The 16,865-nt window shown below is 65.7% G+C and carries 14 protein-coding genes; 10 read left to right on the forward strand and 4 right to left on the reverse strand.

Translation table 11 applies throughout. The features are described from left to right. The first annotated feature begins 41 nt into the window (after positions 1–41). The 8 genes from XI09_RS24855 (at position 42) to XI09_RS24890 (ending at position 6,503) form a co-directional block, all read left to right on the forward strand. Positions 42–1,325: an NAD(P)/FAD-dependent oxidoreductase gene (locus XI09_RS24855; protein ID WP_271569190.1), complete on the forward strand. Its 1,284-nt coding sequence runs from the start codon at positions 42–44 to the stop codon at positions 1,323–1,325. Beyond that, positions 1,318–1,770, forward strand: coding sequence for a sulfur oxidation c-type cytochrome SoxX (gene soxX, locus XI09_RS24860; protein ID WP_271569191.1), 453 nt, complete (start codon positions 1,318–1,320; stop codon positions 1,768–1,770). The genes XI09_RS24855 and soxX overlap by 8 nt, the downstream gene beginning before the upstream one ends. Before the next feature lie 8 nt (positions 1,771–1,778). Then, entirely contained in the window at positions 1,779–2,246 is a 468-nt protein-coding gene (locus XI09_RS24865) for a SoxY-related AACIE arm protein (RefSeq protein WP_271569192.1), read from the forward strand. Next, the gene (gene soxZ, locus XI09_RS24870) at positions 2,246–2,563 is read left to right on the forward strand and encodes a thiosulfate oxidation carrier complex protein SoxZ (protein WP_092185793.1); all 318 of its coding nucleotides are present in this window, start codon (positions 2,246–2,248) and stop codon (positions 2,561–2,563) included. Before XI09_RS24865 ends, soxZ begins: the two co-directional genes overlap by 1 nt. Further along, entirely contained in the window at positions 2,560–3,339 is a 780-nt protein-coding gene (gene soxA / locus XI09_RS24875) for a sulfur oxidation c-type cytochrome SoxA (protein ID WP_271569193.1), read from the forward strand. The genes soxZ and soxA overlap by 4 nt, the downstream gene beginning before the upstream one ends. Positions 3,340–3,421: 82 nt before the next feature. Continuing rightward, positions 3,422–4,747 carry an ABC transporter substrate-binding protein gene (locus XI09_RS24880; RefSeq protein WP_271569194.1) on the forward strand — a complete coding sequence of 442 codons (1,326 nt, stop codon included), beginning with the start codon at positions 3,422–3,424 and terminating at the stop codon, positions 4,745–4,747. Next, entirely contained in the window at positions 4,744–5,682 is a 939-nt protein-coding gene (locus XI09_RS24885) for a carbohydrate ABC transporter permease (RefSeq protein WP_271569195.1), read from the forward strand. Before XI09_RS24880 ends, XI09_RS24885 begins: the two co-directional genes overlap by 4 nt. Continuing rightward, the gene (locus XI09_RS24890) at positions 5,679–6,503 is read left to right on the forward strand and encodes a carbohydrate ABC transporter permease (protein WP_271569196.1); all 825 of its coding nucleotides are present in this window, start codon (positions 5,679–5,681) and stop codon (positions 6,501–6,503) included. The genes XI09_RS24885 and XI09_RS24890 overlap by 4 nt, the downstream gene beginning before the upstream one ends. Before the next feature lie 41 nt (positions 6,504–6,544). Here XI09_RS24890 and XI09_RS24895 read toward each other — a convergent pair whose 3' ends face one another. After that, entirely contained in the window at positions 6,545–8,071 is a 1,527-nt protein-coding gene (locus XI09_RS24895; RefSeq protein WP_271569197.1) for a hypothetical protein, read from the reverse strand. Between the two features lie 296 nt (positions 8,072–8,367). Between XI09_RS24895 and XI09_RS24900 the strand changes: the two genes are divergently transcribed. Beyond that, entirely contained in the window at positions 8,368–9,378 is a 1,011-nt protein-coding gene (locus XI09_RS24900; protein WP_271569198.1) for a helix-turn-helix domain-containing protein, read from the forward strand. A gap of 77 nt (positions 9,379–9,455) precedes the next feature. Here XI09_RS24900 and XI09_RS24905 read toward each other — a convergent pair whose 3' ends face one another. The 3 genes from XI09_RS24905 to XI09_RS24915 form a co-directional block, all read right to left on the reverse strand. Beyond that, on the reverse strand, positions 9,456–11,123 hold the full coding sequence (locus XI09_RS24905) for a regulator (protein WP_271569199.1): 1,668 nt from the start codon (positions 11,121–11,123) through the stop codon (positions 9,456–9,458). Positions 11,124–11,133: 10 nt separating this feature from the next. Continuing rightward, complete coding sequence (locus tag XI09_RS24910; protein ID WP_271569200.1) at positions 11,134–11,835, reverse strand: cysteine hydrolase family protein; 702 nt, start codon at positions 11,833–11,835, stop codon at positions 11,134–11,136. Between the two features lie 310 nt (positions 11,836–12,145). Beyond that, positions 12,146–13,099 (reverse strand): hypothetical protein, encoded by a 954-nt coding sequence (locus tag XI09_RS24915; protein WP_271569201.1) that lies wholly within the window; start codon positions 13,097–13,099, stop codon positions 12,146–12,148. A gap of 166 nt (positions 13,100–13,265) precedes the next feature. On the opposite strand from XI09_RS24915, the gene XI09_RS24920 reads away from it, so the two are divergent. Beyond that, positions 13,266–16,742, forward strand: coding sequence for an indolepyruvate ferredoxin oxidoreductase family protein (locus tag XI09_RS24920; RefSeq protein WP_271569202.1), 3,477 nt, complete (start codon positions 13,266–13,268; stop codon positions 16,740–16,742). Positions 16,743–16,865: the final 123 nt, after the last annotated feature.

Here is a 16,865-nt window from a genome sequence, read left to right on the forward strand (position 1 = left end):
AGCCGCGGCGGCCACGACGGCCGCCGCGTCATTTTGCCTGGATGATCCCAATGAGTACGCGCCCGGTGACACGGCGGAATGCCGTGCTCGGCATCACCGCGGCAGCCGCAACGCTGGCGCGGCCATCGATTTCAAGGGCGCGGTCCGCGGGCCTCGTGGTCGTGGTCGGCGGCGGCTTTGGCGGTGCGGCCTGCGCGCGAGCATTGAAGCGGGCCAATGCGTCACTCGACGTCACGCTGATCGACGCGAACAGGGTGTTCACCGCCTGCCCGTTCAGCAACGAGGTGATCGCGGGTCTACGCGACATCCAACTCCAGCAATTCAGCTATGACAAGCTCGCCGCCAACGGCGTCTTTGTCGTCAGCGAGACCGCGACGAAGATCGACCCGCAGCAACAAAGCGTCACTGTCGAAGACAGCACCTCGTTCTTTTACGACCGCCTCGTGCTCTCGCCCGGCATCGACTTCCACGTCGAAGCCCTGCCCGGCTACGACGACGCGGCGTCGGAAAAAATGCCGCATGCCTGGAAGGCCGGCGCGCAGACGCTGCTGCTGCGCAGGCAGTTGGAGGCGATGGACGACGGTGGCACGGTCGCCATTGCGATCCCCGCCAATCCGTCGCGCTGTCCGCCGGCGCCCTACGAGCGCGCCAGCCTGATCGCGCATTACCTGAAGACGAAGAAACTGCGCTCGAAAGTCCTGATCCTCGATGCCAAGGACAATTTCTCGCAGCAGCGGCTGTTCGAGACGGCGTGGAAGGAGCTTTACGGCGACATGATCGAGCGCATCGCGCTGTCGCAAGGCGGCCGCGTCACCTCGGTTGACGCTTCGACGAAGACCATCGTTACCGAGTTCGGCAACTACACGCCTGACGTCGCCAACGTCATCCCGCCGCAGCGCGCCGGCCACGTCGCCCAGATCGCGGGCGCGGCGGATGCGACCGGCTGGTGCCCGATCGATCCAATCACTTTCGAGTCGAAGCTCGCCCCGAACATCCACGTCATCGGCGATGCCTGCCTCGGCGGCGGCATCCCCAAATCGGCGTCGGCCGCGAGCGCGCAAGGCAAGGCCTGCGCCGCCGCGATCGTCAGCCTGCTCGCAGGCCGCGCCCCGGAGGCGCCGCGGCTCACCGGTGTCTGCTACACCACCGTCGCGCCCGGTTACGGCTTCTCGCTCGCCGGCAACTACCAGCCCAGAGGCGACATCTTTGCCGAGGTCGAGGGCGGCGCGACCAGCCCGGTCGACGCCCCGCGCGAGCTGCGCGCCCGCGAGGCGACCGAAGCCGAGCGCTGGTTTCAAACCATCACGGCGGACACCTTTGGCTAGATCGACCGTCCATATTGCAGCGATGATCGCCGCTGGCCTCACATTCGCCTGTGGAGCAGGTGCAGAGGAGTTCGCGCCTTACACGGTCGTCGGCGACGGCATTGCGGCCTCGCTCACCGGCTCGCCCGGCGATGCCGCGCGTGGACGCGCGCTGGTGCTGGCGCGCACGACGACCTGCATCCTCTGCCATTCCGGCCCCTTCCCGGAAACGCGGTTCCAGGGCGACCTCGCGCCCGATCTGACCAGCGCCGGGAACCGGTGGTCGGTGAGCCAGTTGCGGCTTCGTCTGGTCGATGCGTCACGCTTCAACGCGGAGACCATCATGCCGTCCTATTATCGCAATGACGGCCTCGTCCGCGTCGGACGCAATTTCGCCGGCAAACCGATATTGTCGGCCGCGGAGATCGAGGACATCGTGGCCTATCTTGCAACGCTTCGGGACTAGGACTGCTCATGCCAACCACGCGACGACAATTCCTGAGCCTTGCCGGCGGCATCACCGCCGCCGGGACGATCCCGATCGTCACGCTGCGGCCGCTGGAGGCGACGCCCGCGATGCTCAACGCGGCGATCCGCAACGTCGTCGGTGAAGCCCAGATTCGCACCGGCAGGGTGAAGCTCGACATTCCGCCGCTGGTCGAGAACGGCAACACCGTGCCGATAACCGTGAGCGTCGCAAGCCCGATGACGCCCGATGACTACGTCAAGAGCATCCACCTCTTCAACGAGAAGAACCCGCAGCCGAACATCGGCAATTTCCATCTCGGCCCCTCCTCTGGCCGCGCCCAGGTCTCGACGAGGATCAGGCTGGCCGACACCCAGAAGGTGGTCGCAATCGCGCGTCTGTCCGACGACACGTTCTGGCAGGTCGCCGCCGACATCGTCGTGACGCTGGCGGCCTGCACCGAGGAGCTGAACTGATGGCCGCGCTGATCAACGTTCCGGCAAAGGCCAAGCGCGGCGACGTCATCGAAATCCGCACGCTGACCTCGCACATCATGGAAACCGGCTTCCGCCACACCGCCGATGGCCGGCTCGTGCCGCGCGACATCATCACGAACTTCACCTGCCGCTACAACGGCACCGAGATCTTTCGCGCCGACCTGTTTCCGGCGATCGCCGCGAACCCATACCTGTCGTTCTTCACGGTCGCGAAGGAGAGCGGCAAGTTCGAGTTCGAATGGACCGGCGACAACGGCTATTCGTCCACCGCGACGGCATCGATCACGGTCGAATGAATTCCTGGCGCGCGATAGCGGTGGCGATACTGCTCTCCACGGGCTCCGCCCTGCTCGCCGGCGAGATTGCGCCCGAGGCGCGCCGGTCCGGCTACGCTTTCATGGGGCCGGACACGCGTGCCATGCAGGATGACGACACGTCCAATCCAGGCATGCTGTTCGTGCTCGACGGCGAGGCGCTGTGGACGAAGAAGACCGGCAGCGCGGAGAAAGCCTGCGCGGATTGCCACGGCGATGCGCGGGGCAGCATGAAGGGCGTCGCGGCGCGCTATCCCGCTTTCGACAAGACACAAGGCCGCCCTGTCACACTCGATCAACGCATCAATCTCTGCCGCGCCAACCATCAGCAGGCAACGCCGCTCCCCTACGAGAGCCGCGACCTGCTGGCGCTGTCCGCCTTCGTCGCCCACCAGTCGCGCGGTGTCGCGATCACGGCTGGCGAGGATCAGCAACTCAAGCCATTCGTCGAACAGGGCCGCGACCTCTTCATGCAGCGCGAAGGCCAGCTCAACCTCGCCTGCACCAATTGCCACGACGACAACTTTGACAGGCATCTCGCGGGCGCGCCGGTCACGCAGGGACAGCCGACCGGCTATCCGCTGTATCGGCTGGAATGGCAGACGCTGGGCTCGCTGGAGCGGCGCTTACGCAGCTGCATGTCCGGCGTCCGCGCCCAGGCCTACGATTACGGCGCACCGGAGCTCGTCGCGCTCGAGCTCTATTTGATGTCGCGGGCGCGCGGCCTGCCGATGGAAACACCGGCCGTGCGGCCCTGATTCCTTCGAATTAGGACTAGGCAGGCGCGGCACGGTCGCTAGTATCCCTCCCAAAGACGATGAGTCACAGGGAGGACTTGAAGTGATCGACTACAGAATCTCGCGCCGTACGCTTCTGGCGGGCACCGCAGCGGCTGGCGCACTCAGCCTGACCGGATTGCCGGCGCGCGCCGAGGTCAACTGGAAGAAATACGCCGGAACCAAGCTGGAGGTGATCCTCGCCAAGGGTCCGCGCGGCGACAACCTGCAAAAGAACATCAAGGAGTTCACCGATCTCACCGGCATCCAGGTGGAATCGGAGCAGATCCCCGAGCAGCAGCAGCGCCAGAAGGTCGTGATCGAGCTCACCTCGGGCCGGCCGAGCTTCGACGTCGTGCACATGAGCTATCACGTGCAGAAGCGGCAGTTCGAAAAAGCCGGCTGGCTCGCCGACATGACGCCGTTCATGAAGGATCCGACACTGACCGCGCCCGATCTCGTCGAGAGCGACTTCTCGGCCGCCGGCCTGCAATACGCCAAGAACGACAAGGGCCAGATGCTGTCGCTGCCCTGGTCGGTCGACTATTTCATCCTCTACTACAACAAGGAGCTATTCCAGAAGAAGGGCGTCGCCGTCCCCAAGACGCTCGACGAGATGGTTGCTGCTGCCGAGAAGCTGACCGACACCAAGGACGGCACCTATGGCTTCGTCGGACGCGGCCTGCGCAACGCCAACATGACGTTGTGGACCAACTTCTTCCTCGACTATGGCGGCGAATTCCTTGACGCCAAGGGCAATATCCTCACGGACGGACCGGAAGCGGTCGCGGCGACAAAGCTCTATCAGACGTTGCTGACCAAGGTCGCCCCGCCCGGCGTTGCCGGCTTCAACTGGATGGAGTCGATGGCCTCGTTCACGCAAGGGCGCTCCGCAATGTGGATCGACGGCGTCGGCTGGGCGCCGCCGCTGGAGGATCCGGCCGCCTCGCGCGTCGTCGGCAAGGTCGGCTACACCGTCGTGCCTGCCGGACCGAAGGGACAATATTCAGCCACCTACGGCGACGGCCTCGGCATTGCCGCGGCGAGCAAGAACAAGGAAGCCGCCTATCTGCTCTGCCAGTGGGCGGTCTCGAAGAAGCAAGGCGCGCGGCTGCTGCAGGCCGGCGGCGGCGTGCCGTTCCGCAACTCGATCCTGAACGACGCTGAAGTCCAGAGCGGCGTGAAGATGCCCAAGGAGTGGCTGCAATCGGTGATCGACTCCGCCAAGATCAGCAAGCTCGGCCTGCCCGTCGTGATCCCCGTCGCCGAATTCCGCGATCTCGTCGGCGCGGCGCTCACCTCGACACTGTCAGGCGCCGATCCCGCAGCCGAGCTGAAGAAGGCCCACGACCAGTTTCGGCCGATCCTGGAGCGTAGCGAAAAGACGTGAGCGCGCTGACACAATCGGCTCCGGCCGCGGCACAGTCTGGTGCCGCGCCGGAGAAAGAGTTGCGGCCGCCGTCCTACTGGCCGTTCGTGGTGCCGGCGCTGGTCGTCGTGCTCGCCATCATCATCTTCCCGTGGGTCTTCACCATCTGGATGAGCCTGAACGAGTGGAAGGTCGGCTCGCCGACCACCTTCGTCGGGATCTCCAACTATCTGCGGCTGACCAGCGATCCGCGCTTCATCGAGGCGGTGGGCCACACCATGGTCTACACCGCGCTGTCGGTGCTGCTGCCGCTGCTGCTCGGCACGTTCGCAGCCGTAGTGTTCCACCAGAAATTCGCCGGCCGCGGCTTCCTGCGCGGCGTCTTCATCATGCCGATGATGGCGACGCCCGTCGCGATCGCGCTGGTCTGGACCATGATGTTCCACCCGCAGCTCGGCGTGCTGAACTACCTCTTGTCGCTGGTCGGGATACCCGCGCAGCTCTGGGTGTTTCATCCCGCGACCGTCATTCCCTCGCTGGTGCTGGTCGAGACCTGGCAATGGACGCCGCTCGTGATGCTGATCGTCCTTGGGGGCCTCGCCGCAATCCCGACCGAGCCCTATGAGAGCGCGCAGATCGACGGCGCCAATCTCTGGCAGGTGTTCCGCTTCATCACGCTGCCGCTGATCATGCCGTTCCTGTTCATCGCCGGCATGATCCGCATGATCGACGCGGTGAAGAGTTTCGACATCATCTTCGCGATCACGCAAGGAGGACCCGGCTCGGCGTCGGAGACCATCAACATCTATCTCTACAGCGTCGCGTTCACCTATTACGACCTCGGCTACGGCTCGGCGATCGCGGTGGTGTTCTTCCTCCTCATCGTCGCTCTCGCGGCCGTGATGCTCTACATGCGCCAGCGCATGCTGTGGACAGAAATCGCGAGCGACGCATGACACCTCGTCAGATCATCGGCAAAATCGGCCTGTGGCTTTCGGTGTTTGTCATCGTGTCGCCGGCAATCCTGTTCTTCCTCTGGATGCTGTCGCTGTCGCTCAAATTCGAGATCGACAACGCCGCCTACCCGCCGGTTTTCTTCCCCGAGCATATCGCCTGGAAGAACTATGCCGACGTGCTCGCCTCCAACCGCTTCCTGACCTATTTCGTCAACAGCTTGGTCGTCACCGGCAGCGCGACCGTGCTGGCACTGCTCGTCGGCGTTCCCGCCGGCTATGGGATCGCGCGCATGGCTGCGCACAAGTCCGCGATCGTGATCCTGATCGCGCGCATCACGCCCGGCCTGTCCTACCTGATCCCCCTGTTCCTGATGTTCCAGTGGCTCGGATTGCTCGGCACCCTGGTGCCGCAGATCATCATCCATCTCGTGGTGACTGTGCCGATCGTGATCTGGATCATGATCGGCTATTTCGAGACGACGCCGCTCGAGCTGGAAGAGGCGGCCCTGATCGACGGCGCCACGCGCTGGCAGGTCTTTCGCCACGTCGCCCTGCCGATCGCCAGGCCAGGGATCGCGGTCGCCCTCATCCTCGCCGTGATCTTCTCCTGGAACAATTTCGTCTTCGGCATCGTGCTGGCTGGACGCGAGACGCGCACCCTGCCCGTCGCCGTCTACAACATGATCTCGTTCGACCAGTTGAGCTGGGGGCCGCTCGCGGCTGCCGCGCTGATCGTCACCCTTCCGGTGCTGCTGCTGACGGTGTTTGCGCAGCGGCAGATCGTGGCCGGGCTCACCGCGGGTGCCGTCAAGGGCGGCTGATCACCGATGCCGCCAATCGTGGAGATGCGATCCTGGTGGGCTCACCAGCCCACGCGCAGCCCCACGCGCCCGCCGGCGACCTTCTGGTCCGGCCCGTAGCCGATGCCGCCGTTGAACTGCATGTTCCGATTGAGGCGCAGCGCCGCATTGAACGCGAGACCGTTGGCTCGCTCGAAGGTCCCGTAGTTCATCGTCATGGCGAAGGTCTCGTCCGGCAGCAGCGTCGGCACGCCGGCCATGGCAAAGGCCATGGCGACGCCGCTGGTCGCCTTGCTGGTCCGCGCGCTGAGGTCGTCGAGGCGACCGTTGATGCTGGCGAGCTGCGCATTGATAGCGCTGAGATCGCTCGTCGAGGCCAGGCCGAGATTGGCGAGCGTGGTGGTCGCGAGATTGCCGGCGCCGTCGGACGTGACAAGCTGCGTCGCGCCGCTTTGCGCGGCCTTGCTGGTCGACGAGGTGATGCCGGCCATCGTGTAGGTGTTGCCTGCCGTGCCGAACGCCTGCTGATTGGCGCGCGTCGTTGTGGCGCCGTTGCCGAAAGCAGCGGAGTTGGCGAAGCCGGCGCTGGTATTGTTGCCGACGGCGACGGCGTTGGCGCCTGCGACCGATACGGTGTTGCCGATCGCGATACCGCCTGACCCGGTCACGGTGGCCGTGTTCGCCATCACCAGCGCATTGGGCGCGTTGACGGCGTTGCCGGAGCCGAACACCGAGGAGCCGGCTGCGCTCGCGGTGCCGGCCACGATGTTGTTGGAGCCGACCACGTTGACGTTGTCGCCCCGGCCGGTCTGGTTGGTGCCGTTGATCGTGTTGTTGTCGCCCAGCACGAAGCTGCCGTTGCCGTTCACGGTGTTGGGGTCGCCGATGGCGAAGCTGCCATTGCCGCGGACGACCTGACCGGTGCCGAACGCACCGCTATTGCTGCCGGTGACGCTGTTGTTCGCGCCGACCGCGGTGCTGTTGGCGCCGGTCACCACACTGTTGGAGCCGACCGCCGTCCCGTTCGTGCTGCCTGCATTGGCAATCGCCCACGCACCGACGGCCAGCGAACTTTCGCCGGCCGCGTAGCTGCTGTTTCCGTACGCCGAGCTGGACATGCCGGTCGCGGTGCTCCAGCCGCCGGATGCGGTCGCGTAGTCGGCGGAGGCATGGGAGCTGGTCCCCACCGCCGTGGACATCCAGCCGGCAGCACTGCTGTTGGAGCCGACGGCAACGGCAAAGTCGCCACTCGCATTGCTCACATAGCCGTAGGCGGAGCTCTCATAGCCGTAGGCCGCGCTCTGCGCCCCGGTGGCGGAGGTGTATCGACCGCCCGCGTTGGCGCCATAACCCAGCGCGACGCTTTGCTCGTTGGTCGCCTGGCTCAAGGCGCCGGCGGCAAGACTGAAATTGCCAAACGCGTTGCTGGACGCGCCGTAGGCCGAGCTGGATGCGCCGCCGGCCGTGCTGCCGGCGCCGCACGCCGTACTTCCGGCAGAGCCTGCGCCTGCACCGCCGGTGCTGTTGCTGGCGTCGACGCAGACGAATTGCGCCTGCGCGGATGGAGAATCGAGCAAGGCGCCAAGCACGATCGCCGCCGCTGCACAAATCGCGGCTGGCCGCGTGCGCCGCCACGCCGCCTTCCTCCCCGTTCGCCCGGTCCGCTCGCCGATCCGTCCCCCGGCCGACCGCCCCGCAAGATTCAACCCCCGCTCGTACATCGCTCACCTTCACGTCATTGCAAATTGTCCGAGCCGCGAAACACACACGTCTGGCCCGCGCGCAATAATATGAATATTCATGTCCGGAGACTGCGGTTCGACGGTGCGGAAACTTGCCTGATCGTCCCAATTTGCAGACCAACTGCCCGAGGGAGCGGCCTGGCATGACGAAAATTCCGTATCTGCGCTTCGACACCGCGGAGTTGCCTGCCGCCGAGCGGCTCGACCGCTACCGCGCAATTCTCACGCACTACGACGTGTCGGTCCCCGAGGGCACGGACCGGGACGACTTCGAGGTCCTGGCCGAGGCCTGGTTGCTCGGGGGACTGGTCACTGCGTCCACCCGGATGGGGCCGGTGCGCTTCACGCGCTCCGCCGCGCTGGCCAAGGCCGACGGCCGCAATTCATTCGCGCTGCTGCTGCTCAGGCGCGGCGCCTGGAGCGGCGAAGTCGACGGCGAACCGATCTCGGCCGGTCCCGGCCAGGTGCTGGTGCTCGATCTGACCCGGCCCTTCGACGGCGTCGCCACGGCGACCGACACCATCAGCCTCGACGTCGAGCGCGATCCGATCGTCAGTGCCGCGCCCGACGGCCTCGACCTGCACGGCCTCGTCCTTGACGGCGCCGCCGGCCGCGTTCTCGCCGATCATATGGCGCTCCTGCGGCGCAGGCTTCCGGCGATGGACGAGAACGACGCGCCCGATGCGGTCCGGACGACGCTCGACCTGCTGCGCGGATGTCTTAGCGTGGCCGCCCGGCCGCGCGAGCAGGGGCTTGCCCGGCGTGACATCGCCATCCTTCACCGCGCCAGCCGCTTCATCGACCAGAATCTGGGCCGCTCCGACCTCTCGGTGGCAACTATCTGCCGCGAGATCGGCGTGTCGCGCTCGGTGCTCTATCGCGTCTTCGCGCCGCTCGCGGGCGTCGCCGACTACATTCGCGGGCGGCGGCTCGAAGCGATCCATGTGCTGCTTGATGACGCCGATGAAGATCGCTGGAACGCGGAGATCGCCGCTGAATTCGGCTTCGTGAGCCAGGCCCATTTCAGCCGCAGCTTCCGGCAACATTTTGGCTACTCGCCGCGCGCAGCGCGCGACACCCGCCTGCACGATCTTGCAGCCGCGGTGGAAGCCGGCCCGGAGCTGTTTCGCGAATGGATTGGCCGGCTCGGCTAACTCGCCGGGGCGTGCGGTCCGGAAAGGAACGGCCGGGCGACTTCTTGCCGCCCGGCCGCCATCGATGCTTCGCTCTGCTACTCCGCCGGCGCGGCGTGCATCTCCGGATGCGCGGCATAGTGCTCGGTGGTGCCCAGCTTGCTGGCCGCGAACAGGCCGGCGGCCATCACCGCGTAGGCGAATGCGACTGCGGGCGTGACGCCGAAGCCGCCGCCGATGCCGACGGCCTCGCCATGCATGAAGCCGAAATAGGTCAGCACCGCACCGACCAGCGCAAAGGCGGAGGCCTTCTCGAAGTCGCGTTCGATGATGAAGACACCGATCGCGCCGAGGATGAGGCCGCCGAGGATGGAGCCGCCGCCCATGACTTCGAGCCCGTGATAGAACACGCCCTGCTGTGGCAGCGCGGCGATCGCGGCCGCCTTGACCGCGTCGGCCTTGTCGGCGGCGAGCCCGCCGACGCTCGTCGCCGCCATCATGGCCGAGCCCAGCATCGTGTCGATCTGGAGCTTGGCCCAGGCGGCCAGATGCGGCGTCAGCGCCAGCACGATCGCAGGCGCATGCTTGACCGGCGTGGTCTGGAACGCCTGCGCGCCGATGAGCATGCCGATGTAGAGCAGGATCGGCGAGATCGCGACGACAGGCACCAGCGCCAGCAGCACCGAGATGATGCCGAACCAGGCCAGCACGACCACCATGATGCCGGTCGCAGCCGAATAGCCGATGCGGCCGCCCATCGCCTTCCAGCCGGGGTGGCCGATATAGACGGCGTTGATGAAGGGATTGCCCATCAGGCAGCCGATCAGGCTGACGACGCCGTCGGCGGTGAGCACGCGCGTGGTCGGGTACTCGTCGCCGGCGGCTTCCGCGCTCTCGACATTGTCCATGGCCTCCACGAGATCATAGATGCCGAATGGAATGGCCGTGACCAGAATGACGCCGAGGAATTCGAAGCCGGAGAAGACGTAGCCCACCGCCGGGATCGGCACCGAGAAGCCGAAATTGGCGAACGCCGCGCCAACGCCAGCGATGCTCAATCCGCCGAGGCCAAGACCGAACAGGTTCGAGCCCCAGGCGATGATCATGCCGGCCGCGATGGCGACGAGACCCGCCGGAATGCCGCGCCAATATTTCACGCCACCGAACCAGCTCACCAGGATGATGGCGAAGCAGACGAGACCGATCTGCGGCGTCATGTACATTTCGAGCGCCGGGCGCATCGAGATGAAGGTGACCGAGACGCCGGCGAGCGTGCCGAGCAGCGCCGCGCGCGGCGTGATCTTGCGGATGAACGGCGCGATGAAGCCGCCGATCATGAGAATAAAACTCTGGAAGAACACCCAGACGAGGCCGGCCGACCAGCCCTTGAGCGGATCTCCGGTCTTGATCGTGATCGGCAGCATGATCACGAAGGTGACGATGAACATGTGCGGCACGCTGACGCCCGACGGCAGCGCGCAGACGTCGTTGCGGCCGGTCTTCTGCGCGAGGCGGTAGGCGAGATAGGCGTAATAGAAGGTCGACAGGCACATCATCAGCCCGAGCGCGGGCAGGATGCGGCCGAATACGAGGCTATCGGGCATCTTCAGCACGAAGCGCAACAGGCCCGTGAGCACCAGCATGTTGACGAGGATGTTGGTGCCGAAGCCGAAAAACGCGTTCCAGTCGCCCGATGTCCATAGTGCCGGCTTGAACCCGGACGTGTTCAGATCAGATTTGCCGGCCGTCCCCGTCATTGTGCTCATGGTGATGCCCCTAAGCTGATGTGGAAATCTTCATCGCCTCCAGTACTGCGGCTGAGTCCGCGACCCAGCCGAAGATGCCGCCCTGGGCCTTGATCATCTTCAGGCCCATCTCGTGAAACTCGGGAAAGTAGGATGCGCAGCCGTCCGAGATGACGACGCAGCGATAGCCGCGGTCATTGGCTTCGCGCACGGTGGTGTTGACGCACACTTCGGTGGTGACGCCGCACACCAGCAGATTTTCGATGCCGTATTTCTCCAGCACGTCGGTGAGCTCGGTGGCGTAGAAGGCGCCCTTGCCCGGCTTGTCGATCACGATTTCGCTGTCGAGCGGATAGAGCTCGGGGATGATGTCGTGACCGGCCTCGCCGCGAATGAGAATGCGCCCCATCGGGCCGGGATCGCCGATGCGAAGGCTCGGCGCGCCGCGTTCGACCTTCGCCGGCGGCGCATCGGAGAGATCGGGCAGATGCCCTTCGCGCGTGTGGATCACCAGCATGCCGGTGTCGCGCGCCGCCTTCAGCACCGCGCCGATCGGCTTCACCGCACGCGCAAGCTGGCTGACGTCGTTGCCGAGCGTCTCGCCGAAGCCGCCGGGCTCCATGAAATCGCGCTGCATGTCGATGATGAGAAGCGCGGTGGCGGGCCAGTCGAGCCTGATCGGCTCGGGCTCGGCGCTGATGACGCCCAGTGTCGGCTTGGTCGAGTTCAACATGACGCCCGCCCCTCGCGAGAACTCTCTTTGCCGGGAGTTCTGCAAACGCCGTGCCATTGTGTACAATAGCTGCGGGGCGCGGGCGGCGAGAGAATTTGCTGCGCTGTCAGAATGTTAGGAGCGGAACGCGCGTCTGCTCATTCGCTGTGCGACGGCTTTGCGGCGTGCATTTGCTTAAACGATGTGCGCTCTCCGTCGTCATTCCGGGGCGCGACGAAGTCGCGAACCCGGAATCTATCGGGCCGCAATGTATAAGGTGAAATGGATTCCGGGTTCGCGCTACGCGCGCCCCGGAGTGACGGGGATGGCGTTACCGCCCCGCCCCATACAGCCGCCGATACTCGTCCTCATACGGCGCATACGAGTCCTTCAGCGTCGCCATGTTGAGCAGCATGGTGGCCACCATCGTGTCCGTCTTGTCGAACACGCGCGTCTTGACCCAGGCGCTTTCGGTGCGGCGGCTGCCGGAGAGCGCGACCACCTCGCGCTCCACCTCATACTCGTCGTCGACGAAGAGCGGCCCCTTCACCAGCCTGATCTCCTGGTCGGCGAACAGACCGACCGCCGGGCCCTTGGCCGGCAACGGGTCGTCCTTGGAGCGGTACTGGAACAGCACGCTCAGCATCTCCATCGGGATGATCGGCTTGCGCCATGGGTTGTCGGCACTGGAGTAATACGGTGAGTTCTCGGTGATCACGGCGAGCTTCTGCCGGAGCGAGAACGGATAGAGGTCGCCCATGGTCTGGTCGAACGCCATGCGCACAGCTTGCCGCTTGCTGGTCTGCGCGACCTTCACATCGCGCAGGATCACGGGATCGGCGAGCGGCTTGAGCTCGGTGAGGCGGGTCTCGAGCGCGGTCGCCGCGTGCGGTTCGCCGACCGAGGCCGTGCCGCGCAGCACTTCGGTGCCGTCGCGCTTGATCATCTGGATCTGGCACTGGCTCGCGCCGGCTAGAGGTTTCGACAGGATCGCCTGCACCTCCTCGCCTTCGAAGCAGGCGTTGCGATAATGCGTGGAGAGGCAGCCAGTCTCGAACCAGGCCTGTCCCCACAGCCGTGCGCCGAGCGGCGCGAACTGGCTGAAATGCGTCGGGCCTTCGATGGTGCCGCCCTTGAAGCCGAGCTTTTGCGCGGTGGCGTCATCATGGATCGAGGCGTGCGCGTCGTAAGTTTGCGCGTGAAGCATCTGGCGCGGCTGGCGCCACGGCCCGATCAAGGCCTCGGCCGTCTCAATGATCTCGGTGTCGAATGCGTTTGCCGTCATGGTGTCCTCCGCAAGCAAGCCATGACTAGCAGGAGCGCCACGGATGCGGCCAGCGATATTGACTTCGCCGGCCCATGCTCTTGACTGCGATCTCCCGCTTCGCACAGCCGCAAGCCTCCCGCGGCGCAAAATCCCCCGCCCGACCAGGACAATAAGGACTTCCGAAATGACGCTGATGCAGGTCGAGCTGGACGATAAATACCGGCTCGAATCGAAGCGGATCTTCCTGTCCGGCACGCAGGCCCTGGTTCGACTGCCCATGTTGCAGCGCGAACGCGACCGGCTTCAGGGGCTCAACACCGGCGGCTTCATCTCGGGCTATCGCGGTTCCCCGCTCGGCATGTACGACCACGCGCTGTGGCGGGCGAAGTCGCACCTCCAGCAGCACGACATCGCCTTCGTGCCCGGCCTGAACGAGGACCTGGCTGCGACCGCGGTCTGGGGCAGCCAGCAGGTCGGCCTGTTTCCCGGCGCCAAGGTCGATGGTGTGTTCGGCATCTGGTACGGCAAGGGCCCCGGCGTCGACCGCTCGGTCGACGCGCTGAAGCATGCCAACGCGGCCGGCACCTCGCTCAGTGGCGGCGTGCTGGCGCTGGCCGGCGACGACCATGGCTGCCAGTCCTCGACGCTGGCGCATCAGAGCGAGCAGGTGTTCGCGGCAGCGCTGATCCCCGTGATCAATCCCGCCACGCTTCAGGACTATCTCGACCTCGGCCTCTACGGCTTTGCGCTATCGCGCTTCTCCGGCTGCTGGGTCGGCTTCAAGGCGATCAGCGAAACCGTGGAGAGCTCGGCGTCCATCTACAGCGATCCCGAACGCATCCAGATCAAGCTGCCCGACGATTTCGAGATGCCGCCCGGCGGCCTCAACATCCGCTGGCCCGATCCGCCGCTGGACGCCGAGAGACGCCTGTTCGGCCCGAAGATGGCCGCCGTGCAGGCCTTTGCCCGCGCCAACCAGCTCGATCGCATCGTGCTCGACTCAAAGCCCGCGCGACTCGGCATTGTCGCAACCGGCAAGGCCTATCTCGATCTGCGCCAGGCGCTCGCCGATTTGGGCATTACCGACAAGGACGCGCAGGACCTGGGCCTGCGCATCTACAAGGTCGCGCTGACCTGGCCGCTGGAGGAAAGCGGAGCCAAGCGCTTCGCCGAGGGGCTTCACGACGTTCTGGTCGTCGAGGAGAAGCGCGGCTTCATCGAAGACCAGCTGATGCGCATCCTCTACAACATCGACGCGTCCAGGCGCCCGACCGTCACCGGAAAGCGCGACGAGCGCGGCGCGCCGCTGCTGCCGAGCGAGGGCGAGCTGACGCCGACCATCGTGGCGTCGGCGCTGGTCGCGCGGCTGCGCAAGCTCGGCCATCACAGCCCGGTGCTGGAGCAGCGCCTCGCGCGGCTCGAGGCCTTCGACAATCCCGTCACGGCCAGCGCGCCGATCAAGCTCGCGCGCACGCCGTTCTTCTGCTCGGGCTGCCCGCACAATTCCTCGACGCGCGTGCCGGAGGGAAGCCGCGCCATGGCCGGCATCGGCTGCCACGGCATGGCCCTGAGCATGCCGACCCGCCGCACCGACCTGATCTCGCATATGGGCGCCGAGGGCGTGAACTGGATCGGCCAGTCGCCCTTCACCACCGAGCAGCACATCTTCCAGAACCTCGGTGACGGCACCTACACTCATTCCGGACTTCTCGCCCTTCGCGCGGCGTCTGCCGCCGGCATCAACATCACCTACAAGATCCTCTACAACGACGCCGTCGCGATGACCGGGGGCCAGCCGGCCGAAGGCAGCTTCAACGTCGCGCAGATCGCGCACCAGGTCTGGGCCGAAGGCGTCAAGCGCCTCGCGATCGTCTCGGATGATCCGAGCAAATATCCTGACGGCAACTACTTCCCGCAGGGCGCGACCATCCATCACCGCCGCGAGCTCGATGCCGTGCAGCGCGAGCTGCGCGACATCAAAGGCCTCACCGTCATCATCTACGACCAGACCTGCGCAGCCGAAAAGCGCCGCCGCCGCAAGCGCGGGCTCTATCCCGATCCGGCAAAACGCGCCTTCATCAACGAACTCGTCTGCGAAGGCTGCGGCGACTGCTCGCAGGCCTCCAACTGTGTCTCGGTGCAGCCGCTGGAGACCGAGTTCGGGCGCAAGCGCCAGATCGACCAGTCGAACTGCAACAAGGACTTTTCCTGCGTCGGGGGCTTTTGCCCGAGCTTTGTCACCGTGCACGGCGGCTCGCTGAAGCGGGTCGAGACCTCGGCGGTCGATTCCGGGCAGCTGTTCGCCGACCTGCCGCTGCCGCCCGCGCGTGAGCTGGACGGTCCCTACAACATCCTCGTCACCGGCATCGGCGGCACCGGCGTCATCACCATCGGCGCGCTGCTCGGCATGGCCGCCCATGTCGACGGCCGCGGCTGCTCGGCGCTGGACTTCACCGGCCTGTCGCAGAAGAACGGCGCGGTGATGAGCCATGTCCGCATCGCACCGAAGCCCGAGGACATTTCGGCGGTCCGCATCACCACTGGCGGCGCCGACGTCATCCTCGGCTGCGACATGATCGTCTCGGCCGGTCCCTCCGCGCTCAGCCGCGCCGAACGCGGGGTGACGAAGGCCTACATCAATGCCGATCTGCAGCCGACCGCAAGCTTCGTGCAAAACCCCGATCTCGATTTCGAGATGGGCACGATGCAGACCGTGTTGCGCGACGCCGTCGGCGACAAGAACCTCGACATCATCGACGCCACAGGCATCGCCGCGGCGCTGATGGGCGATTCCATTGCGACCAATCCGTTCATGCTCGGCTTCGCCTTCCAGAAGGGCGCGATTCCGCTGTCGCTGGAGGCGCTGCTGCGCGCCATCGAGATCAACGGCGCCGCGATCGAGATGAACAAGCTCGCCTTCACCTGGGGCCGCCTTGCCGCCCACGACATGGCGCGGGTGCGCAGCGTACTCCAGTTCAAGAGCCGGGCCTCCGCGCCGACCAAATCGCTCGACGACATCGTCGCGACCCGCGCGGAATTTTTGACCGGCTATCAGGACAAGGCCTACGCCGACCGCTACCTCGCCGCCGTCGCCAAGGTGCGCAAGGCGGAGAATGCGGCCTCGCCGGCGTCCGTCGAGCTGACCGAGGCCGTGGCCAAGAACCTGTTCAAGTTGATGTCCTACAAGGACGAGTACGAGGTCGCGCGGCTCTACACCGACGGCAGCTTTGCCAAGAAGGTCTCGGAGAAATTCGACGGGGACTTCACGCTGAAGTTCTACCTCTCCCCGCCGATCTTCGCGCAACGCGACAAGACGACCGGGCATCTCCGGAAGAAGGAGTTCGGCGGCTGGATGATCCACGCCTTCCGCGTGCTGGCTAAGCTGAAATTCCTGCGCGGCGGCGCGTTCGATCCGTTCGGCCGCACCGAGGAGCGCAGGACCGAGCGCAAGCTGATCGAGGATTATCTCGCGATGATCGACCAGCGGATCACCGGGCTGAACGCGGCGCAGATTCCGCTGCTGGCACGGCTCGCGCGCGTGCCCGAGACGATCCGCGGCTTCGGGCACGTCAAGGAAGGCAATATCAAGCAGGCGATGGCCGAGACGGCGCGGCTGGAGGCGGAGCTCGAGAACAGCCGCTTTGCCGCCGCGGCGGAGTAGCGGTTAGAGCGCGAGCTCTCTCCACGTCATTGCGAGGAGCCCTTGCGACGAAGCAATCCAGAATCTTTCCCCACAAGCAGCCTGGATTGCTTCGCTACGCTCGCAATGACGGTGATCTTGGAT

It is taken from the genome of Bradyrhizobium sp. CCBAU 11386 (genome assembly GCF_028128955.1).
Classification (GTDB): Bacteria; Pseudomonadota; Alphaproteobacteria; order Rhizobiales; family Xanthobacteraceae; genus Bradyrhizobium.